The organism is Spirillospora sp. NPDC000708, assembly GCF_040299565.1.
Lineage (GTDB): Bacteria > Actinomycetota > Actinomycetes > Streptosporangiales > Streptosporangiaceae > Spirillospora.
The window spans coordinates 1-20082 of record NZ_JBEPCJ010000079.1; the positions used below are offsets into that span (position 1 = coordinate 1).

Below are 20082 nucleotides of genomic sequence, written 5' to 3' on the forward strand. Positions count from 1 at the left end.
CGGGCGGTGTTGCCATTTCATCAGATCCGGCGCGATTTGCAAAATCGGCCCTTACCGATGCCATCACCGCACGGCTGACACGGCGAAGCCGCGTCGGCTGCTGAGTGGTGGTTTCCCCATCGGGCCGGCCGCCTTCCGGCGTCCCGCTCCCCTGTGGGGCGAAGTGAACAGTATGCCCACCGACCGACGACGTCAAACCGGCTCGCGGCAACCGGCGGGGACGGTTCGGACGTCTCAGGCGCGGGCGCCCCCGACCCCACCCCTCTGACCTTGAGGTTTGTCATGGAACGCCCGCGCCGAAAGGGGCATTCCAGTCGTTCCGTCCGGCAGAAAAATTCTTTGCCGACGCCCCGCGAGAAGGCCCGGCCGGGCCACGGTGTGCCGTCGGCCCGGCCGGCTCCGTCCGCTGGCGACGGTCACCTGAGCAGGCCACGACGCGTCCGCGTGCACGTCCGCGTGCACATCCGTGCGAGCGGGAGTTGCGTGTGGACGCCGGTCAGGTCAGGTGATGTCCTTCGACTCGTGCAGGTTCAGGTCCATGACGATCGCCGTCATCACCGCCATCGTGCGCAGCGGCTCCCGGACCGGGTCGAAGATCTCGACGTCGTACTTGTCCGCCGTGGTCAGCAGGTGCGTGGCGAGGCCCGCCCACTTCTTACGGACGTGCGCCACCTTCCCGCCGTCGGTGTCCATCACCTCGAAGTTGTTGCGCGGCAGGTCCACCGAGATCGTGCCGAGCCTGCCGCCCTCCGCGTCCCGCAGGACGTACCGGCGGCCGACGCGCTCGGTGATGAACGAGCCGACGAGTTCTCCCTCGGAGCCGTGGACCTCCGTCAGCTCGCGCCCCCGCCGCTTGTCCACCACGAAGAGCGGCTCGCCGCTCGGGGTGGTCAGCAGCACCACGTGGGCGTCGAGGTCGGACTTGCCGGGGAAGAGCGTCCGCAGCGTCTCCGCGCGCCCCTTCTCGCCCGTCTCGCCGGCGACGGCCAGGACCGTGCCGTCGCCGTCGAGGACCCGGTATCGCGATTTGGCGAACGGGCCCCTGCGCGGCTGTTCCACCTTGAGCACCGGGGAGCTGAACACTTCGCTCACGCGTTCTCCTGCCTCATCGGCCGCTCGCGCGGGCCGTCCGCCGAGTCCGTCGGGCGGCGCATGCGGGACGCGCCGTCCAAGCGGCGATACTGCCAACACCGGCCCCTCAGGGGAAGCCGTCCGGGACGGTCCGCACGGGCGGGCGCCGGGACGAGGCCGCTCACCTGCACACCCGCCCTCCGTCCGGTTCCGCGCGGAAAGCATCTCCTGTCGGCCGGGAGACCGCACCCGCTGTTGGAACGGCCGGCGGCGGCCCCCGCGTTCCCGACGTTCCCGAACCGGCCGCGTCCTTGAGACCGCCTTCGAAGTCCATGAGGTCGCGTTCGAAGACGCCGAAAGGGGCGGTTCCCGAAGGAACCGCCCCTTGGGTCACCACACGATCGTGAGGCCGCCGGTACGGTCAGCCGGTCCCGATCGTCCGGGTCATGGGCTCGATCAGAAGTCCATGCCGCCGGCGTCGGGCATGCCGCCCGCCGGGGCCGGGTTCTTCTCGGGCTTCTCGGCGATGACGGCCTCGGTGGTCAGGAACAGCGCGGCGATCGACGAGGCGTTCTGCAGCGCGGACCGGGTCACCTTGGCCGGGTCGAGGATCCCGGAGTCGAACATGTTGACGTACTCGCCGGACGCGGCGTTCAGGCCCTCACCCGGGGTCAGGTTGCGGACCTTCTCCACCACGACGCCGCCCTCGAGGCCGGCGTTCACGGCGATCTGCTTCAGCGGCTCCTCCAGAGCGCGCTTGACGATGTTGGCACCGGTGGCCTCGTCGCCCGCGAGCTCCAGCTTGTCGAACGCCTTGGTGCCGGCCTGCAGCAGCGCGACGCCACCGCCGGGGACGATGCCCTCCTCGACCGCGGCCTTCGCGTTGCGGACGGCGTCCTCGATGCGGTGCTTGCGCTCCTTGAGCTCGACCTCCGTCGCGGCGCCGGCCTTGATGACCGCGACACCGCCCGCGAGCTTGGCCAGGCGCTCCTGGAGCTTCTCGCGGTCGTAGTCGGAGTCGGTGTTGTCGATCTCGGTGCGGATCTGGTTGACCCGGCCCGCGATCTCGTTGGCGTCACCGGCGCCGTCCACGATGGTGGTCTCGTCCTTGGTGATGACGACCTTGCGGGCGCGGCCCAGCATGTCGGTCGTGGTGTTCTCCAGCTTGAGACCCACGTCCTCGCTGATGACCTGGCCGCCGGTCAGCGTGGCGATGTCGCCGAGCATGGCCTTGCGGCGGTCGCCGAAGCCCGGGGCCTTCACGGCCACGGACTTGAAGATGCCGCGGATCTTGTTGACGACCAGGGTCGCCAGGGCCTCGCCCTCGACGTCCTCCGCGATGATCAGCAGCGGCTTGCCGGACTGCATGACGCCCTCGAGGACGGGCAGCAGGTCCTTGTTGGCCGACGCCTTGCCCTGAACGATCAGGATGTACGGGTCCTCGAGGACCGCCTCCATCCGCTCGGGGTCGGTCACGAAGTAGTGCGAGATGTAGCCCTTGTCGAAGCGCATGCCCTCGGTCAGCTCGAGCTCCAGACCGAAGGTCTGGCTCTCCTCGACCGTGATGACGCCTTCCTTGCCGACCTTGTCCATCGCCTCGGCGATCATCTCGCCGATCTGCGGGTCGCCCGCGGAGATGGACGCCGTGGAGGCGATCTGCTCCTTGGTCTCCACGTCCTTGGCCAGCTTGGACAGCTCCTCGCTGACCCGCTCGACCGCGGCCTCGATGCCGCGCTTCAGCGACATCGGGTTGGCGCCGGCGGCCACGTTGCGCAGGCCCTCGCGGACCAGCGCCTGGGCCAGCACGGTCGCCGTCGTCGTGCCGTCACCGGCTACGTCGTCGGTCTTCTTCGCCACTTCCTTGACGAGCTCGGCGCCGATCTTCTCCCAGGCGTCCTCGAGCTCGATCTCCTTGGCGATCGACACACCGTCGTTGGTGATCGTGGGGGCGCCCCACTTCTTCTCCAGCACGACGTTGCGGCCCTTGGGACCGAGGGTCACCTTCACGGCGTCGGCGAGCTGGTTCATGCCGCGCTCGAGGCCGCGCCGGGCCTCCTCGTCGAACGCGATCATCTTTGCAGCCATAGGCTCCTAGTCCTCCCGGAACAAGGTGGCTTAAAGGATCGAGCCGACGCCCGCGACGGACGGCCCCGTGCCCGGCGGCTGCCATTCCGCCACCGGACTGGGGCCTCGTCGCCCCGACCCAGACTGTGAAGCTGTCACTCTCCACAGTAGAGTGCCAACCGTTTTTTAGCACTCTACCCTGCCGAGTGCAAGCGCCGCACAGCCTCGCCGCACTCGTCTTCGCCGGGCCGCCCGGAAGGGCTCTGACCTGCGCCGCGGTACTCCAGCGATTCGCCGGACATGTCATGTTGCGCCCTGCTGTGCCGGTCCGTGCCCCACTGTTCACGAAAAGCTCGGCCTTGGGTGGAGGGGGCAAGGCCGTCATGTTGTGGGCGGGAGGGCGGGTCACTTCCGTCGCAGGTAGAGCAGACCGTTGAGGACGGCGAAGGCCAGCAGGGCGAAGACGAGCATGGTCCAGGAGTAGTCCGGCAGCAGGATCGGCTTCAGGAGCACGATGCAGAGGAGCCCGGCCGAGAGGAGGACTCCGCGCAAGGCGAGCCGGCGTCTCGCCGAGCCGGCCGGGGCGACGCGCCGGCGAGCGGCGCGGATCTCCTGGAAGGCGTTGCGCGGTGCGGGCGAGACCGGGAAGCCCGCGGCCTGCAGCGCGGGAAGGACGGCGGAGGCCTCGGAGGTCCAGAAGACCAGTACCCGGCCGTCGCGGGTTTCGATGCCGATCCCTTTGCTGAGCGGCGAGCTCGAGCAGGGAAAGGCCGCCACCACGTCGGCCGCGGTCAGGTGAAACCGCTTGCGAACGGCGGTCAGGACGATTCCGGAATGGCTCAGCCTCAGCGAGGCCAATGGCCAGGTGGCGTTCAACCGCCCGAACGTCATGGACGGGACGTTGGCCCCGCCGCGCCAGGTCGTGGACGGAACATCGGGTCCGCCCTGCCACGCCATCGACCGTTCCATGAGCCTCACCCCTGCGTCATGGATCACTGGGGCGGGACAGCGGTCCGGGTACCGAAAGCCGACCTTGATCGTATCCCCATGTCTCCGGCACGAACAGGCCGGGCGGGTCAGTGGGGGCGGACGGCGTCGGCTTGAGGGCCGCGGTCGCTCTGGGTGATCTCGAACTCGACGCGCCGGCCCTGTTCGAGGGTGCGGTAGCCGTCCATCCGGATCGCCGAATGGTGGACGAAGACGTCGCGGCCTCCGCGGCGCCGCGCCGCGGGTGGGGTCGACCCCGGCATGATCGGAGTCGACCCCGCCCGGCGGCCGCGACGGCGCTCGGGGACGGCGGCCGGATGGCCGGTGGCGGTCAGCCGCCCGCGACCGCGGGGATGATCGAGATCTGGCTGCCCGCGGGGGTCGCGGTGTCGAGGCCGTCGGCGAACCGGACGTCCTCGTCGCCGACGTAGACGTTGACGAACCGGCGGATCTTGCCGGCGTCGTCCAGGATGCGGGCCGCGATCCCGGTGTAGCTGGCCTCCAGGTCGGCGACCACGGCGCGCAGGGTCGCGCCCTCCGCCTTCACTTCCGCCTCGCCGCCGGTGTAGGTCCGCAGGATCGTCGGGATGCGGACGGACACGCTGCTCATGTGCTGGCTCCTTCTCGTTCTCAGGCGAGGCCGGCGGCGCGGAACGCCTCCAGCGTCGGGGCGATGTTGGCGCTGGGCTTGGCGACGGGCGCGACGGCGTCCAGCGTCTTCAGCCCGTCCCCGGAGTTGATGATCACGGTCTCGGCGGCCGGGTCGAGGGTGCCGGCGTCGACGAGCTTGCGCAGGCAGCCGACGGTGACGCCGCCGGCGGTCTCGCCGAAGATGCCCTCGGTGCGGGCGAGCAGCCGGATGCCCTCGACGACCTGCTCGTCGGTGACGTCCTCGACGGCGCCGCCGGTGCGGCGCGCCACGTCCAGCACGTAGGGACCGTCGGCCGGGTTGCCGATGGCCAGCGACTTGGCGATGGTGTCGGGCTTGACCGGGCGGACGACGTCGTGGCCCGCCTTGAACGCGGCGGACACCGGGTCGCAGCCGGCGGCCTGGGCGCCGAACACGCGGTACGGCTTGTCCTCGACCAGGCCCAGCTTGATCAGCTCCTGGAACGCCTTGTCGATCTTGGTGAGCTGGGAGCCGGACGCGACCGGCACCACGATCTGGTCGGGCAGCCGCCAGCCGAGCTGCTCGGCGATCTCGTAGCCGAGCGTCTTGGAGCCCTCGGCGTAGTACGGGCGGACGTTGACGTTGACGAACGCCCAGTCGTCCTGCTCACCGGCGATCTCGGACGCGAGCCGGTTCACGTCGTCGTAGTTGCCGTCGACGGTGACGAACGTCCCGCCGTACACGGCCGTCGTGATGATCTTCTGGGACTCGAGGTTCGACGGGACGAACACGGCGCTGCGGATCCCGGCGCGGGCCGCGGCGGCGGCGACCGCGTTGGCGAGGTTGCCGGTGGACGGGCACGCCAGCACCTTGAAGCCGAGCTCGCGGGCGGCGGCGAGCGCCACCGCGACGACGCGGTCCTTGAAGGAGTGGGTCGGGTTGCCGCTGTCGTCCTTCACCCACAGGCGCTGCAGGCCGATGCTCTCGGCGAGGTTGTCGGCGCGGACGAGCCGGGTCAGGCCGGGCTCGGTGTTCGGGGTGTCGGCGACGGTCGACGGGACGGGCAGCAGCCCGCGGTAGCGCCAGATGTTGCGCGGACCGGACTCGATGTCGGCCCGGGTGATCCCGCCGAAGTCGTAGGCGATCTCCAGCGGGCCGAAACACTCCTCGCACGCGTAGAAGGGGCCGAGATCGCGCTTCGAGCCGCATTCGCGGCAGACGAGGGCGGTAGCGGGTCCGAGGTCAGTGGCAGGCGTAAGTGCCATGAGGGCGAGGCCTTTCTCCCCATCTTCCCTGCGCCACCTTGGTCGCAGGCCGGAGTTGGCACCATCTCCCGGCCGGCCTCGCAGGATCGCGAGTGCGCCTCAGCCGGGTGGTTGCCGGGGCTTCACAGGGCCGGTCCCTCCACCCCTCTGGATGAGCGGTATTCAGTTGTCAGGGGGGCTGAGCTGGAAGACCGGCCCGTCGGCCACTGCGCTTCCTGCACCCCTCTGGATGAGCGGTATTCAGTTATCGAAGTCAAGCGCTAGTAGAGAACGAGCGCTTTGAGCTCGTATGCGAACTTTACATGACGTGACCGGAGGGCGGACAGGTGGGTCCGCCCAGTGAGACGTTACCCCGGGGGTGGTCTTGATCACGCGGGCTCGTCGGCGACGGGCCGGGCGGGCGCGCGCTGGGTGGGGTCGAGGAAGACGTGCCGGACGATCGGGACGCGCTCCTTCAGCCGGCGGTCGATCTCGCCGGCGACGTCCTCGGCCTGGTCGGCGCTGATGGCGTCGGAGAAGTTGACCCGGGCGGCGACGAGCAGCTCGTCCGGGCCGAAGTGCATGGTGAGCAGCTCGTCGACGCCGGTGACGCCGGGCGCCGCGGCGATCTCGGCGCGGATCTCGCGCTGCGCGGCCGGGTCGGCGGCCTGGCCGATGATCAGGCCCATGCTGTCGCGGCCGAGCACGAACGCGACGGCGACGAGCAGCAGGCCGATCAGGACGGACGCGAGGCCGTCCCAGAACTCCGAGCCGGTGAGCTGCCGCAGGACGAGCCCGGCGGCGGCGAACGCGAGGCCGATCATGGCGGCGGTGTCCTCGAACAGCGCGGCCTTGAAGGTGACGTCGGGCGACCGGCGGACGTGGTCGACGATGTCGCGGCCGTTCTCGCGGGTCTCGCGGCGCGCCTGCGTGAACGCGCGGACCCAGGACGTCCCCTCCAGCACCGCGCCGAGGGCGAGGACGCCGTAGGCGAGCCACACGTCGCCTTCGGAGCCGCCGTGGCCGCTCATCGTGAGGACGCCCTCGAAGATGGAGAAGCCGCCGCCGGCGACGAAGATGCCGAACGCGGCGAGCAGCGACCAGAAGTAGCGCTCGTTGCCGTAGCCGAACGGGTGGCGGCGGTCGGGCGGGCGGGCGCTGCGCCTCAGCGAGGTGAACAGGAACCCCTGGTTGAGGGTGTCGGCTACGGAGTGCGCGCCTTCGGCGAGCATCGCGCTCGATCCGGCGAGCATCCCGGCGATCAGCTTGGCGATGGCGAGGATGAGGTTCGCCGCCCCTGCGACGAGGACGGTCTTGGTCGTCTCGGCCCGACTCATTCCGTCCGGGTACCCGGGGCAAATCCCCCTAACCGCAGTGCTTTCGGTACAGATGCCTGCCTGTCGAACGGCCCCGAAGTGTTCCCCCCGGGCCACTTTGAAGCACCCCCGTCACAACTGAGACCCTTCCCGTATGAGCCAAGTGGTGGTGGCGTCGAACCGCGGGCCCGTTTCGTTCTCGCTGTCCGACGACGGCGCGCTGGAGATGCGGCGGGGAGGCGGCGGGCTCGTGTCCGGCCTCGCCGGCGTCGCGTCCGGGCAGGACGTGCTGTGGGTGTGCGCGAGCCTCGGTGAGGCGGACCGGACGGCGGCGCGGCGCGCTCCGGACGGGCGGATCGACCTCGCGGGGCACGACACGGGCGGCGCGGCCGTCCGGATGCTCGACATCCCGGCGGCGACGTTCCACCGGGCGTACAACGCGGTCGCGAACTCGACGCTGTGGTTCGTCCACCACCTGCTGTACGACACCCCGCGCAGTCCGCACTTCGATGCGCGCGCGCGGCGCGACTGGCAGTCCTACGAGGCGTACAACGCGGCGTTCGCCGACGCGCTGGCGCGGGACGCGGCGCCGGGCGCGAAGGCGGCGATCCAGGACTACCACCTGTCGCTGGCGCCGCGGATGCTGCGAGACCGGCGTCCCGACCTGAGGATCGTGCACTTCTCGCACACGCCGTGGGCTCCGCCGGAGTACTTCCGGCTGCTTTCGGACGACATCGGCGCGCAGGTCCTCCAGGGCATCCTCGGCGCGGACCACGCCGGGTTCCTCACCGAGCGCTGGGCCTCGGCGTTCCTCGACTGCTGCGAGGTGGTGCTCGGCGCGCGCGTCGACCGCGCCGCCCGCACCGTCACATGCGCGGGGCACACGACGCGCGTGGGCGTCCACGGTCTCGGCGTGGACGGAGCGGCGCTGCGGGAGCGGGCGGCCCAGCAGGACGTGGCGGAGCGGGCGCGCGCGCTGCGCGAACAGGTGGGCGACCGGCAGCTCATCGTCCGGGTCGACCGGACCGAGCTGTCGAAGAACATCGTGCGGGGGCTGGCCGCGTACCGGGAGATGCTCACCAACCATCCGGAGTGGCGCGGACGCGTGGTGCACCTCGCGTTCGCCTACCCGTCGCGTTACGACCTGCCCGAGTACCGGGAGTACACGGCGGCCGTGCAGCGGATGGCGAAGCAGATCACCGAGGAGTTCGGCACCGCGACGTGGGAGCCGCTGATCCTTCAGGTCAACGACGACTACCCGAGGTCGCTCGCCGCGTACGGGCTCGCGGACGTGCTGCTGGTGAACCCGATCCGGGACGGGATGAACCTCGTCGCGAAGGAGGGGCCCGTCCTGTCCGAGCGGGGCTGCGCGCTGGTGCTGTCGCGCGAGGCGGGCGCCGCGGCGGAGCTGTCGGAGGACGCGCTCGTGGTGAACCCGTTCGATGTGTCCCAGACCGCGGAGGCGCTGCACCAGGGCTTGCTGATGCCCCGCGACCAGCGGGCCGAGCGCTGCGCCCGGCTCGTGTCCGCGGCGACCGCGCTCCCGCCCCAGCGCTGGTTCGCCGACCAGCTCTCGGCCCTCGACTGACCCGTTCGCGGCCCTCGACCGACCGTCGCGGCCTTCGACTGACCGTTCGTGGCCTTGGGCTGACCGGCGTCCGCGGCGGAACGCGCGTCCGTGCCCGGCGGAGAACTTGAGGGCCGCCCTTCGAGGACGCTAGTTCGGGAGCTTCTCCTGCGGTGCCTCCACCGGGAGCTCGACGGGGGCCAGGCGACAGTCGACGGGGCTCGGTTCGTGGCGGCGCTGCCAGCGTTCGCGGAGTTCGGCCTTGCTGTGCGCCATGCGGCGGTGGGCCGCCGTGCGCGCGAAGCGGGCGAGCCGGGCGGCGGGCGGCTTGGGCAGGCCGCTGGGCTCGTAGCCGTACTCGGCGAGCCGCTCGCCGAACGCGGCCTCGGCGAGGCTGATCTCCCAGGCGTCCAGCCGCTGCGCCCACGACCCGACGCGGGTGCAGGTGACCGCGTCGCGGGTGAGGTCGTGCCACGTCTTCTGCGGCGGGACGATGCGCTGCGCGAGGGACTGCGGAGCCGTCATCGCCGGGTGGTAGTCCTCGCCGAGGAACTCGCACAGCCGGGGCAGTTCGTCGGCGGGGTCGGCGACGAGCCGCTCGTACTGCAGCTCGTAGAAGGCGTCCGGGCCGAGGCGTGCGGCGAGCCGCCGGCCGGTGTCGATCGCCTCCCGCCAGACGGAGACGGCGTGGTTGAGGTCCTGGTCGTACCAGGGCATCTCCTTGAGGGACGCGACGCAGTCCCGGCCGTCGCGGACCAGGTGGACGAACTGGGCGTCCGGGAACATCCGCAGCAGCGCGCCGGCGTGCCGGATGTAGCTCGGGCGCTTGTCGCCCCAGCGGACCTTGCCGTGCAGCCGCGCGTAGGCGCGGAAGACGACGGCGAGGGCGGACCCGAGGGTCGGCGGCGCCGCGACGATCTCCTCGGTGATCGCGCGGGGGTCCAGGCCGAGATCGCGGAACCGGGTGGCCGGCCGGGTGGTCAGCCAGTCGGCGAGCGCGCGCCTGTTCCTGCTGTCCGCGAGGTCACCGAACTGTGCCCGCGCCGCGTAGGCGGGGAGCACGAACCGCGTCTCGATCGGGAGCGCGATGCGGGGATGCGAGTGCAGCATGAGCCGCAGCAGCGTCGTCCCGGAACGCGGGCAGCCGATCACGAAGATCGGGCGTTCGGACGGGGTCGCGAGGCCGGATGACATGCACCGCATGGTGGCGGAGCACGGCCCGCGGGACCCGGCGACTGAACGCACGGTTGCCGCCCGATTACCGATGCTTGACGGCCCCGACCTGCGGAAGCGGAAGCGACCGGGCGGTCAGGTGTAGGACTCGCCGAGCGTCTGCCGGACCTGCTTGCGGGCCTCGTGGATGCGCGACTTCACCGTGCCGAGCGGCAGCTTCAGCTGCTCGGCGATCTCCGCGTACTCCAGCTGCGACACGTCGCGGAGCACGAGCGCCTGGATGAGGTCCGGCTTGCGGGCCTCCAGGTCCTCCATGGCGTCGAGGATGTCGACGCGGGAGCCGGCGATGACGCTGGTGCGGCGCGGGTCGGGGCGCTGTTGCGGCAGCTCGCCGGCCTGCTCGACCGACCGGCGCTTCAGCGAGCGGTAGGTGGAGCGGGCCGAGTTCGCGACCACGACGTGCAGCCAGGTGCTGAACCTGGACCGCCCCTCGAACCGGTGGATGTTCCGCGCGACCTGCAGCAACGCGTCCTGGCACGCCTCCTCGGCGTCCTGCCGGCAGGGCAGGAACCGGGCGGCGTGCCGCAGCACGTCCGGTTCTATCTTGCGCAGCAGCTCGTTGAGGGCAGCCTGGTCACCCTGGGCGGCCTTCACTGCCAGCTCTTCGGTCCGCTCATCGAATGCCATGCCGTGCCTCAATGCTCGTTCGCACACTCACCCCGTTTGTTGGGCATGATACGGGAGTGTCCTTCCCACCTACTGTCGGCCGTTACCGAATCGATCGCGTCCTGGGATCCGGGGCGTTCGCCTCTGTGTGGCTGGGGCATGACGACGCGCTGGCTTCACAAGTCGCCATAAAAGTCCTGTCCGGGAGCCTCCTGGACGACCTCGACGTGCGCAATCGCTTCCTCGAGGAGGCGCGCATCCTGCGCCGCGCCGACTCCGAGCGGCTCGTGCGGGTGCACGACATCGGAGAGCTGCCGGACGGGCGGCCGTACTTCGTGATGTCGTACGCCGACCGCGGAACGCTCGCCGACCGGATGCGCGAACGGCCACTTCCGGTCAGCGACGCGGTCGCGATGGCCGAGGAGATCGCCTACGGCGTCGAGGTGATCAACACGCTGGGCGTGATCCACCGCGACCTGAAGCCGTCGAACGTGCTCTTCCAGTCGACGCCGGACGGCGGCGAGAAGCTGCTGATCGCCGACCTCGGGCTGGCGAAGGCGCTGGCGCACGCGTCGGGCGCGTTCACGCTGCCGGTCGGCACCCCCGGGTACATGTCGCCGGAGCAGGCGCGGTTCGGCGGCGGCCTGGACGTGCGGGCCGACGTGTACGGGCTCGGCGCGCTGACCTACCACATGCTGACCGGGAGGGCCCCGGGCCCTGCGCCGGTGAAGTCGCCGCCGAGCGAGCTGCGCGAGGGGCTGTCGCCGGCGTTCGACCAGGTCGTGCTGCGGGCGCTGGAGGTGGAGCGGGAGAAGCGGTGGCCGACGGCGGAGGCGTTCGCCGAGGCGCTGTCGACGCTGCGGCCGACGACCGCGCCGAGCACCGGCGCTCCCGGTTCGTCCGCCGCCGGCGGTCCGGCGGGCGGTCCGCTGGCGTCGTACGCGCCGCCCGCGCCGCGCATCGAGCCGGACGCGACGATCCAGGACTTCTACCACGACGGGGCGCGGCAGGCGCGCACGCCGGAGCCGGTCCAGCAGCCCGGGCCCGGCCAGACCGTGGCCGCGGGCCAGGAGCCGTCGCCGCAGAACCCGCCGCAGGAGCTGCGCACGCGGCTCGACCAGCCGCAGGACGACGACGACCGCACGTCGGAGATGCACCTGCCGGCGGGCGCGGGGCCGGTGCAGGGCGCCGGCGACCAGACGATCATGGACGAGCCGGCCGGGCGCGGCGGCCCCCATGGCGGTCCCGAGCCGGTGACCGCTCCCGACGACGACCGGACGAGGTCGTTCGGGCCGGCCCCCTCCCCCTACCCGTCGGCGCAGCCGCCGGGTCCGGCGGGGCCGCAGGGCGGCGATGACAAGACGGCCGTCTTCCCGACGCAGGGACCGCCCCAGGGCTCCCCGCAGGGGCCGCCCCAAGGACCGTCTCAGGGCGCGCCGATGGGTCCGCCGCCGGGGCCGGGCGGACCTGGCGGTCCTGGCGGGCAGTTCGGCCCGCCGCCCACCGGCTTCCAGCCGCCTCCCGGCCCGGGCGGGCAGGGGCAGAAGCAGAGCAAGGCCGGCGGCCTGCTCGGCAAGCTCAAGGGCGCCGGCGGTGGCGCGGGCCGTCCGGGCGGCCCGGGCGGCACCGGAGGAGGCGGTGGCGCGCCCCGCAAGTTCGTCACGCCGCTGATCATCACCGCGGCGGTGCTGGCGCTCGCGCTGGTCGTCGGGCTGACCCTCGGCGTGCTCTCCGGCGGCGGAGGCGGCGGGAAGAAGGACGGGGACAAGACGCCGAAGGTCCCGAAGGACTTCGCCGCGGTCGCGGACGCGTCCGGCAAGATCAAGACGGCGGTGCCGAAGACCTGGCCGCGGCAGCAGGAGCAGACGTGGGTGCCGTCGACCGTGCACCTGACCGACGCCGGGCCGCGCCCGGTGCTGCGCGCGACGCCGAACCTGCAGCAGTTCCTCGGGAACGGCGCGGGGCCGGGCGTCTTCATCGGCCTGACCACCGACGTGCGGGCGGGCCAGCTGCCGCCGCCGACCGCGTCCGTGCACCCGCAGTGCACCAAGGGCGCGCCGGAGAACTACACCAGCCCGGACGGGGCGCTGACCGGGACCATCACGCGGTTCACCGCCTGCAAGAGCGGGACGCCGTCGGTGACCGAGGTCGGCCTCAAGGACAAGGCGGGCAAGTTCGGGCTGTGGATCCGGGTCAAGGAGACCGACAACCGCAACGCGACGAAGGACATCCTCGACAACCTGAAGGTCACCGGCCCCTGACCCCGGCGGTCGCATCAGCGCCGGGCGGGTCGGTGACGGGCGGACGGGCGGCGGCGCGCTTCGCCAGGAGCGCGGCGGTCGCCTCGTCCACCGGCAGGAACGCCTCCAGCCGCAGCTCGGCGACGGTGACGTCGGTGGCGGTCGCGAACGTCGTCATCGTCGTCATGAGCCGCATCTCGCCGTCCGCGGTCCGCAGCTGCAGCGGGACGGCGAAGCCGAGCACGCCGGGCGGGTCGGTGCGCGGGCCGACGTAGCCGCTCAGTTCGGCGTGGAGGGCGGCGAGGCGCTCGTCGGGGTCGCGGTCGAGGGAGTTGCGCAGGCCGTCCAGAACGTGCCGCGCCCAGTCCGCGAAGTTGGCGACGCGCGGGGCGAGGCCGTCCGGGTGCAGGGCGATCCGGTACGCGTTGACCGGCGGTTCGAGCAGCTCGGGCGCCATGCCCTCGGTGAGGACGCCGAACGCGTCGTTCGCCGTGACCAGGTCGCCGTGCCGGTCGACCACGAGCGCCGGGTACGGCATGTGCGCGGCGAGGACGTGCTCGATCGCGGTGCGGACGGCGGCGAGCGCGGGGTCGTCGAGGGACGTCCGCGGGTAGACGGGCGCGTAGCCGGCGGACGTGAGCAGGTCGTTGCGCTCGCGCAGCGGGAGTTCGAGCGATTCCGCGAGCCGGACGACCATGGCCCGTCCCGGTTCGGAGCGGCCGCTCTCCAGGAAGCTGACGTGCCGCTGCGTCGTCCCGGCGCGGATGGCGAGTTCGAGCTGGCTGAGACGGCGGTGGCGGCGGCGCTCGCGTAGCGCCTGAGGGAAGCTCACAGGAGCAGTTGTAGCCGCAGCATCGCCGTCTCTGCCATTCCCTGCGGGGAATTGCCGCTGCTCGCAGGGCTTCGCAGGATGCGACCCATGAACAACGACGACATCCGTATCGGCGTCCTCATCCCCATAGGCAAGGCCCAGTGGGACGGGGCGGATCCGCGCGACCTCATCGGTTTCGCCGCGCGCGCGGAACGCCTCGGGTTCGACTCCCTATGGGTCAACGACGGCATCACCGAGTCGCGTATAGAGGCACTGACGATGCTGGCCGCCGCCGCGTCCGTGACCGAGCGCGTCACGCTCGGGACTGCGGCGCTGATGCCCGTCCTCCGCCGCCCCGTGCAGGCGGCCCAGACGCTCGCGTCGATCGACCTGCTTTCACAAGGCCGCCTTACGCTGACGGTCGGTGCCGGTTTCCCGGGCCGGTTCGGCAAGCCGATGTACGCCGCGTCCGAGGTCCCCTGGGAGAAGCGCTTCGCACGGTTGGACGAGACCGTCGCGCTATGGCGACAGCTATGGCACAAGCCGGAGAACAAGGCGTTCCACGGCGAGCTGCTCCACTTCGAGGATCTGCCCACCATGACGGCGCCGTTCCGCAAGGACGGTCCGCCGATCTGGTTGGCCGGCATAACGCCGACGGCTCTGTCCCGTACCGGGCGCATGTACGACGGGTGGCTCCCCTATCCGCCCGACCCAGCCGACTACAAGGCGGCTCTAGCGGACCTCCAGCGCGCCGCAGAGGCGCATGGGCGCGCGCACGATGCCGTGACGCCGGCTCTCTTCGCGTCCGTCCTGATCGAGGACGACCCCGCCGCGAGGCGCCGGACGCTGGAGCGATTCGCGGTCTCGAACTACGGGCTGCCGCTGGACGAGGTCCGGAAGATCCAGGCCGTGGCCGCGGGCGGCGCCGACGAGGTCGTGGCACGGCTGGCGGAGTACACGGCAGGGGGCGCCCGGCATCTCGTGCTGCGGCTCGGCACGACGGGTCTCAAGGAGATCAACGAGCAGCTCGACAGGGTCGCCGACCTCCTGCCCCGCCTGCGCTGAGGGCCGCCTCCGAGGTCGGGTGTTGCATCGCGAGCGGTTCCGATATATCGTTAATGTATCGCAACCGGTCACGACCGAGTGATCGGACGACACGAAGGAGTACCGCGATGCATGGACACACGATGAGAAGGCGCGGCCCCGGCGGACCCGGACCCGAAGGGCGCGCGCGGCGCGGCGATCCGTTCGGCCCGTGGGGTCCCGGCGGCCCGGGATTCGGTCCGGGCGGACCCGGCTTCGGCCCCGGCCACCACGGACGCGGCCGCGGCCGGCGCACCCGCCGCGGGAACGTGCGGGCCGCGCTGCTCGCCCTGCTCGACGAGCGGGCGATGCACGGCTACGAGATGATCCAGGAACTCGACGAGCGCACCGGCGGCGTCTGGCGGCCGAGCCCCGGCTCGGTCTACCCGACCCTGCAGATGCTGGAGGACGAGGGCCTGGTCACCAGCCGGGAGGAGGGCGGCAAGCGGCTGTTCTCCCTCACCGACACCGGCCGCGAGCAGGCGGCGGCGCAGACCACCGCCCCGTGGGACGAGGTCACCGAGGCCGCGGGCGCGAACGCCGTGCGCGAGCGCGAGGCGTTCGGCCAGCTCCTCGGCGCCATGAAACAGGTCATGGCAGTCGGCAGCGATGCCCAGAAGGCGCGCGCGCTGGACGTCATCAACGACGCCCGCCGCCGCATCTACGGGATCCTCGCCGATGACCCCGAGGCCGAGTAACCACCCGCGCGGGTCCGCGCCCGAGGTTGCTCTGAGCAGCCCGCGGCCGCGCGCCCCCAGGCAGGCCATCGGCCGACGACGCCGTGGCCGTCCGGATAGCCCGGACGGTCACGGCGTACGCGTGTCCGCCCGCACTGCCGTCCGCGGCCCCCTCGTCGCGCCCGCCTACTTGCCGCCGCTGGGGAACGGCACCTGCTTGGCGAGCTGGTCGGCCATGTACAGCTGCTTCCACACGTACAGGCCCATGTCCGACCGCGTCAGCCGCCGCGCGACCGGCACGTCCACCATCGCGCGGACCAGGTAGGAAGCGCCCGGCGACATGTACTTGTCGCCGCCGTCCCCGGGAATGAGGTCGCCGCCCGCGAGCCGCCGCACGACCTGGCTCTGCGTCGGCGGCGTGCACATGTCCTCCGGGACGCCGGCCTGCGGCATGCACCGCCCCTGCGCCGCCTTCGTGACGAGGGCGCGCTTGAGGAAGACGTCGCCCGGGAAGTCCAGCAGGACCTTGTGGCCGGTCGGGTTCGTCAGCACGTACTCGATGTAGGCGAACGACGTCCCGGACGGCGGCGACGACTGGAAGGTGGTCACCACGCCGTCGTCGCTGACACCGCCGCCGACCGCCGCGAGCCGGTACTTCGACCCGTCGGCCGTGCCGACCTCGATGGGCGTCCCGGTGTGCGGCATCCGCGCCTTGCCGCCGGTCGGCCGCTGCTCGGCCGTGGCGGGCGCCGGTCCCTCACCGCCGCCGTCCTTGTCGTCGCCGGAGCGCGGCATCAGCACGAGCCCCGCCGCGACCAGCCCCGCCAGCACGAGCACGCCGCCCGCGATGAGGCCGCCGCGGCGTCCGCCGCGCCTGCGGTTCCGCTCCTGCCGGTCGAGGGCCCGCGACCCGAGCCGCACCTGGACGCCGCTGGTCTCCCGGGTGCCCATCGGGCCGGCGCCGGACGCGTCCTCGGCCGGCTCGCCGCGCCTCGGGACGTCGCGCGCCGCGAAGTCGTCCTGCGCCGCCGGAACACCGGACCAGGCCATGTCGCCCTGCGCGACGGTCTGCCGCACGGGCCGCTGCGGCCCGGTCTGCGAGCCGGGCACGGCGGCCTGGGGACCGGTCTGCGCGCGAGGCACGGCCGCCTGCGGACCCGTCTGGGAGCGAGGGACGGCGGCCTGCGGGCCTGTGTGCGCGCGAGGCACCGACGCTTGGGGACCGGTCTGCGCGCTGGGCGCCGCGGGCTGCGGGCCGGTCTGGCGGCGGGGCACCGCGGACTGCGGACCCGTCTGCGAGCCGGAGACCGCGGCTTGGGGGCCGGTCTGGGTGCGAGGCACGGCGGCCTGCGGACCCGTCTGCGCACGAGGCACAGCGGCTTGAGGTCCGGTCTGCGTGCGAGGCGCAATGGGCTGCGGGCCCGTCTGCGCGCCAGACACGGCGGCTTGCGGCGTTCCGCCACCCGGCGCATGGGTGGCGGACGCGTGACCGCCCGGCGCCCGGCCGGAGCCTGCGTAGGGCTGCCCGGGGGGCGGGGCGTGCACGATCGGCCGCACCGGAGCACCGGGTGGGACGGGCGCGCCGCCGCCCCCGGCCGGAGCCGCCGCCGGAGCGGCCGCCGGATGGACCGGCGTGCCCTGGACAGGGGTCGCCGACGGTGAGGGGAAACCGCGCGGGGGCGTGTGCCGGATGTCGCCCGGACGGCGCGGGATTCCCGGATCCGTGTCCACCGTCCCAACCTCCCGTGTCACTCGCGTGGCCGCCCGATGACCACACATACCGCAATCCACCATATTTTGGCGCAATTGGACGTCTGGTCTACGGGTGCCACAAGAGTCACGCGAGATGCGACAAATCTGGTTACCGCACTTGTCACTCCGACGTGGAATCAGCGGTCGAGCAGCGTCCCGAGCAGCTCGACGATCCCCGCGGGACCGTCGACGACCAGGTCGGCGCGCTCGGCGAGCTCGGTGACCTCGTTGGAACCGCTGCACACCGTCACGCCCGGCACGCCCTCGGCGCGCAGCGCGTCCACCGCGTCGAACGCCGCCAGATCGCCGAGATCGTCACCGGCGAACAGCACCGCGGACGGAGGGGCGCCCCGCTTCTCCGCGAACGCGTCGGCCAGCGAGCGCAGCGCTCGGCCCTTGTCCACACCCGGTGGACGCAGCTCCAGCACGTACCGGCCGGGCTCGACGGCGAGCCCGGTGCGCTCGGCGAGCGCCGCGATGATGCTGCGCAGCCGGTCGAGCGCGACCTGCGGCTCGGCGCAGCGCCGCGTGTGCACGACGAGCGCGTGCGCCTTGTCCTCGACGAACGTCCCGGGCGGGGCGCCCGCCGCCTCCAGCACGCCGGGCAGCTTCGCGCGCGCCTCGGCGATCCCGGGCGGCGGGTCCGGCTCGGTGAGCACGCCGGACTCCCAGCGTTCCAGCCCGTACTGGCCGAGCACCACCAGGCCGTCGACGCCCTCGAAGCCGCCGTACTCCACGGCCACGCGCGCGGGCCGGCCGGTGATGATCGCGAGCGCGCCCACCCGCGGGGCGAGCCGGGCCAGCGCCGGCGCGGCCCCGGGGTGGGCCCGGGCCGCGGCGGGGTCGTCCACGATCGGCGCGAGGGTGCCGTCGAAGTCGAAGCCGAGCACGGCCCGGGAAGGGTCGGTACGGATCGCGTCCAGGCCGTCGGCGCCGACGGCCGTCACAGAGCGGGGAGAGTTCACGCCGACCTATGGTGGTCGACTCAGGGCCGGATGCCGAGCCGCCGCGCGGCGCGCTGCCGCTGCCGCTGCGACCGCAGCCGGCGCAGCCGCTTGACCAGCATCGGGTCGCACTCCAGCGCCTCGGGCCGGTCGATGAGGATGTTCAGGAGCTGGTAGTACCGCGTCGCCGACATGTCGAAGTGCTCGCGGATGGCCTGCTCCTTGGCTCCGGCGTGCTTCCACCACTGCCGCTCGAAGGACAGGATCCGGCGGTCGCGCTCGGAGAGGAGGTCGGCCGGGAAGGCGGCGGCGTCCTCGACGCCGTCCTCGCCGGGGAGGGATGGGTCGGTGGATGGGTCGTCGGTCACGCGTTTCAGGGCTGAGCCGTCGTCCGTGCCGCCGTCCTGGGGAGGGACGTCGCCGGGGACGTCGCCGGGGGCGTTCGCCGCTCGCATCAGGTCCCCTCTGTGGTTACTGATCCCGGGTCGTCCGGGTTCGGCCGGTGCCATGCTACGCGTCCGGGCCGACATCGTCCGGCGGTTCCGGCGGAACGCGGGCCGGTCGTTCAGTGCACCACATCCCCGTTCACCTGCGGCTCTCCATTGTCCCGTGTCCCATCGCCAACGGCGGGCACATCGGCCGCCGCAGTCCCGGAATCGACCCGAACGAGCCGGATAAAGAACGCATAAAGAACATATGCACCGTACAGCCGTTAGAGTTGGAGACGCACCGCCGGCTGTCCCGCGGTGGCCGGAATCTGAACGGGAGACCCTTGCATGGCGACGGACACGCCCCGCCACGAGACCGCAGGCTGGACCACGGTCCGAGGCGCCCGGTGAGCGGCGACCGGGGCGACCGGCCCGACCCCGTCCTCGCCGCCATCGGCGCCGCGCTGTTCCACCTGCGCCGGGTCTGGATCAAGCCCGACATGATGAAGCGGATCCGCGCCCGGACCGCCGGCGGCCCCGGCGGACGGCCGCTGCAGATCTCCAACCTGATGGTGGTGAACGCCGTCGCCGCGCTCACCGACGAGCCGCCCGCCGACACCGGTGCCGCCGCCGGCGCGGCCGGCGAGGCCGGCGAGGCCGGCGAGGCCGGCGAGGCGGAGGTGAGCTGCGAGATCACCGTCGGCGCCGTCGCGGACCGGCTGGAGATCGACCCGTCCACCGCGAGCCGGCTGGTCGGGCACGCCATCGACGCGGGCCTGGTGTCCCGGCGCCCCTCCCCCGTCGACGCGCGCCGCGCCAACCTCGGGCTGACCGACGCCGGCCGCCGCGTCAAGCAGGTCGCCGACCGGTACCGCCGCGCCTACTTCGACGGGCTGATGAACGACTGGACGGACGCCGAGCGCGCCGAGTTCGCCCGGCTGCTCACCCGGTTCGCCGACGCCGCCGCCCGGGACCCGATGGACCCGGACGGCATCGACAAGATCTTCGAAGAGGCGGGCCTGGACTGACGGTCAGCCGCCGTTGCGGAGCGCCGACCGGCGCATCAGGTACTCGTCCTCGTCGATCTCGCCGCGGGCGAACCGTTCGGCGAGCAGCTCCTGCGCCTTCGCCATCGGGTCGGGCGCGGCCACGGTGGCCGCGGCGGGCCCCGTCATCCGGCGCCGGACCAGGTAGAAGCCGGTGCCGAGCACGGCCAGCCAGAACAGCCCGAACATGATCGGGAAAACGGGCCAGTAGCCGGGGGCGCCGCCGCCGTCGTGCCACGGGCCGGGGTGCGCCGCGAGCGTCGTCAACATGGTCATCGACCTTCCTGTGAGCGGATGGTTCGATGCTGCGCGACGGGTTCGGGGGCGCGAATCGGACGGCGGGAGGCTCCTGCGCTACGCCCGCCGGAGTACAGCCCTGGCGGAGGCGGCTCCAGCGCCCACA

19 protein-coding genes and 1 riboswitch are annotated in these 20082 nt (G+C 72.4%); of the genes, 5 read left to right on the forward strand and 14 right to left on the reverse strand.

What is annotated here, in order from left to right; genetic code table 11:
• Positions 1-501 precede the first annotated feature (501 nt).
• The 7 genes from ABT299_RS39125 to ABT299_RS39155 form a co-directional block, all read right to left on the reverse strand.
• Positions 502-1092 carry a phospholipid scramblase-related protein gene (locus ABT299_RS39125; protein WP_190860694.1) on the reverse strand — a complete coding sequence of 197 codons (591 nt, stop codon included), beginning with the start codon at positions 1090-1092 and terminating at the stop codon, positions 502-504.
• 435 nt (positions 1093-1527) lie between these two features.
• Positions 1528-3156: a chaperonin GroEL gene (gene groL / locus ABT299_RS39130; RefSeq protein WP_190860696.1), complete on the reverse strand. Its 1629-nt coding sequence runs from the start codon at positions 3154-3156 to the stop codon at positions 1528-1530.
• A 384-nt stretch (positions 3157-3540) separates the two neighbouring features.
• Positions 3541-4026, reverse strand: a complete 486-nt coding sequence (locus ABT299_RS39135) for a hypothetical protein (RefSeq protein ID WP_500253824.1) — start codon at positions 4024-4026, stop codon at positions 3541-3543.
• A gap of 185 nt (positions 4027-4211) precedes the next feature.
• A complete protein-coding gene (locus ABT299_RS39140) occupies positions 4212-4385 on the reverse strand; it encodes a cold shock domain-containing protein (RefSeq protein ID WP_500253825.1) in 174 nt (57 codons plus the stop codon).
• A gap of 68 nt (positions 4386-4453) precedes the next feature.
• On the reverse strand, positions 4454-4732 hold the full coding sequence (locus tag ABT299_RS39145) for a MoaD/ThiS family protein (RefSeq protein WP_190860700.1): 279 nt from the start codon (positions 4730-4732) through the stop codon (positions 4454-4456).
• Between the two features lie 20 nt (positions 4733-4752).
• Positions 4753-5997: a threonine synthase gene (thrC, locus tag ABT299_RS39150; RefSeq protein ID WP_190860702.1), complete on the reverse strand. Its 1245-nt coding sequence runs from the start codon at positions 5995-5997 to the stop codon at positions 4753-4755.
• A gap of 16 nt (positions 5998-6013) precedes the next feature.
• A riboswitch (SAM riboswitch) is annotated at positions 6014-6155 on the reverse strand.
• 210 nt (positions 6156-6365) lie between these two features.
• Positions 6366-7313, reverse strand: coding sequence for a cation diffusion facilitator family transporter (locus ABT299_RS39155; RefSeq protein ID WP_190860704.1), 948 nt, complete (start codon positions 7311-7313; stop codon positions 6366-6368).
• 133 nt (positions 7314-7446) lie between these two features.
• On the opposite strand from ABT299_RS39155, the gene ABT299_RS39160 reads away from it, so the two are divergent.
• Positions 7447-8880: an alpha,alpha-trehalose-phosphate synthase (UDP-forming) gene (locus ABT299_RS39160; protein ID WP_500253826.1), complete on the forward strand. Its 1434-nt coding sequence runs from the start codon at positions 7447-7449 to the stop codon at positions 8878-8880.
• 129 nt (positions 8881-9009) lie between these two features.
• On the opposite strand, the gene ABT299_RS39165 is transcribed toward ABT299_RS39160, so the two are convergent.
• Both ABT299_RS39165 and ABT299_RS39170 read right to left on the reverse strand, forming a co-directional pair.
• Positions 9010-10053 carry a sulfotransferase family protein gene (locus tag ABT299_RS39165; protein ID WP_190860708.1) on the reverse strand — a complete coding sequence of 348 codons (1044 nt, stop codon included), beginning with the start codon at positions 10051-10053 and terminating at the stop codon, positions 9010-9012.
• 114 nt (positions 10054-10167) lie between these two features.
• Positions 10168-10719 (reverse strand): RNA polymerase sigma factor, encoded by a 552-nt coding sequence (locus ABT299_RS39170; protein ID WP_151545333.1) that lies wholly within the window; start codon positions 10717-10719, stop codon positions 10168-10170.
• An 11-nt stretch (positions 10720-10730) separates the two neighbouring features.
• Between ABT299_RS39170 and ABT299_RS39175 the strand changes: the two genes are divergently transcribed.
• Positions 10731-12959, forward strand: a complete 2229-nt coding sequence (locus ABT299_RS39175) for a serine/threonine-protein kinase (RefSeq protein ID WP_500253827.1) — start codon at positions 10731-10733, stop codon at positions 12957-12959.
• Here ABT299_RS39175 and ABT299_RS39180 read toward each other — a convergent pair.
• Positions 12946-13770, reverse strand: a complete 825-nt coding sequence (locus ABT299_RS39180; RefSeq protein WP_190860712.1) for an MmyB family transcriptional regulator — start codon at positions 13768-13770, stop codon at positions 12946-12948. The genes ABT299_RS39175 and ABT299_RS39180 overlap by 14 nt on opposite strands.
• Before the next feature lie 87 nt (positions 13771-13857).
• On the opposite strand from ABT299_RS39180, the gene ABT299_RS39185 reads away from it, so the two are divergent.
• Both ABT299_RS39185 and ABT299_RS39190 read left to right on the forward strand, forming a co-directional pair.
• Complete coding sequence (locus tag ABT299_RS39185; RefSeq protein WP_500253828.1) at positions 13858-14814, forward strand: LLM class flavin-dependent oxidoreductase; 957 nt, start codon at positions 13858-13860, stop codon at positions 14812-14814.
• A 107-nt stretch (positions 14815-14921) separates the two neighbouring features.
• Positions 14922-15530 carry a PadR family transcriptional regulator gene (locus ABT299_RS39190; RefSeq protein WP_190860715.1) on the forward strand — a complete coding sequence of 203 codons (609 nt, stop codon included), beginning with the start codon at positions 14922-14924 and terminating at the stop codon, positions 15528-15530.
• A 165-nt stretch (positions 15531-15695) separates the two neighbouring features.
• Here ABT299_RS39190 and ABT299_RS39195 read toward each other — a convergent pair whose 3' ends face one another.
• From ABT299_RS39195 to ABT299_RS39205, 3 genes are all read right to left on the reverse strand, one after another.
• The gene (locus ABT299_RS39195) at positions 15696-16652 is read right to left on the reverse strand and encodes a hypothetical protein (protein WP_387029501.1); all 957 of its coding nucleotides are present in this window, start codon (positions 16650-16652) and stop codon (positions 15696-15698) included.
• 746 nt (positions 16653-17398) lie between these two features.
• Positions 17399-18226: a trehalose-phosphatase gene (gene otsB / locus ABT299_RS39200; RefSeq protein ID WP_347256866.1), complete on the reverse strand. Its 828-nt coding sequence runs from the start codon at positions 18224-18226 to the stop codon at positions 17399-17401.
• A 20-nt stretch (positions 18227-18246) separates the two neighbouring features.
• Complete coding sequence (locus ABT299_RS39205; protein ID WP_190860719.1) at positions 18247-18660, reverse strand: DUF3263 domain-containing protein; 414 nt, start codon at positions 18658-18660, stop codon at positions 18247-18249.
• Between the two features lie 380 nt (positions 18661-19040).
• Between ABT299_RS39205 and ABT299_RS39210 the strand changes: the two genes are divergently transcribed.
• Entirely contained in the window at positions 19041-19661 is a 621-nt protein-coding gene (locus ABT299_RS39210; protein WP_500253829.1) for a MarR family winged helix-turn-helix transcriptional regulator, read from the forward strand.
• A 3-nt stretch (positions 19662-19664) separates the two neighbouring features.
• On the opposite strand, the gene ABT299_RS39215 is transcribed toward ABT299_RS39210, so the two are convergent.
• Positions 19665-19955, reverse strand: coding sequence for an SHOCT domain-containing protein (locus ABT299_RS39215; RefSeq protein ID WP_500253830.1), 291 nt, complete (start codon positions 19953-19955; stop codon positions 19665-19667).
• Positions 19956-20082 lie beyond the last annotated feature (127 nt).

Excerpts from the sequence above, each read along its gene's own strand:
- groL (WP_190860696.1), bottom strand. The coding sequence starts at position 3,156 with ATGGCTGCAAAGATGATCGCGTTCGACGAGGAGGCCCGGCGCGGCCTC.
- ABT299_RS39135 (WP_500253824.1), bottom strand. The coding sequence starts at position 4,026 with ATGACGTTCGGGCGGTTGAACGCCACCTGGCCATTGGCCTCGCTGAGG.
- ABT299_RS39140 (WP_500253825.1), bottom strand. The coding sequence starts at position 4,385 with ATGCCGGGGTCGACCCCACCCGCGGCGCGGCGCCGCGGAGGCCGCGAC.
- ABT299_RS39145 (WP_190860700.1), bottom strand. The coding sequence starts at position 4,732 with ATGAGCAGCGTGTCCGTCCGCATCCCGACGATCCTGCGGACCTACACC.
- thrC (WP_190860702.1), bottom strand. The coding sequence starts at position 5,997 with ATGGCACTTACGCCTGCCACTGACCTCGGACCCGCTACCGCCCTCGTC.
- ABT299_RS39155 (WP_190860704.1), bottom strand. The coding sequence starts at position 7,313 with ATGAGTCGGGCCGAGACGACCAAGACCGTCCTCGTCGCAGGGGCGGCG.
- ABT299_RS39160 (WP_500253826.1), top strand. The coding sequence starts at position 7,447 with ATGAGCCAAGTGGTGGTGGCGTCGAACCGCGGGCCCGTTTCGTTCTCG.
- ABT299_RS39165 (WP_190860708.1), bottom strand. The coding sequence starts at position 10,053 with ATGTCATCCGGCCTCGCGACCCCGTCCGAACGCCCGATCTTCGTGATC.
- ABT299_RS39170 (WP_151545333.1), bottom strand. The coding sequence starts at position 10,719 with ATGGCATTCGATGAGCGGACCGAAGAGCTGGCAGTGAAGGCCGCCCAG.
- ABT299_RS39175 (WP_500253827.1), top strand. The coding sequence starts at position 10,731 with ATGCTCGTTCGCACACTCACCCCGTTTGTTGGGCATGATACGGGAGTG.
- ABT299_RS39185 (WP_500253828.1), top strand. The coding sequence starts at position 13,858 with ATGAACAACGACGACATCCGTATCGGCGTCCTCATCCCCATAGGCAAG.
- ABT299_RS39190 (WP_190860715.1), top strand. The coding sequence starts at position 14,922 with ATGCATGGACACACGATGAGAAGGCGCGGCCCCGGCGGACCCGGACCC.
- ABT299_RS39205 (WP_190860719.1), bottom strand. The coding sequence starts at position 18,660 with ATGCGAGCGGCGAACGCCCCCGGCGACGTCCCCGGCGACGTCCCTCCC.
- ABT299_RS39215 (WP_500253830.1), bottom strand. The coding sequence starts at position 19,955 with ATGACCATGTTGACGACGCTCGCGGCGCACCCCGGCCCGTGGCACGAC.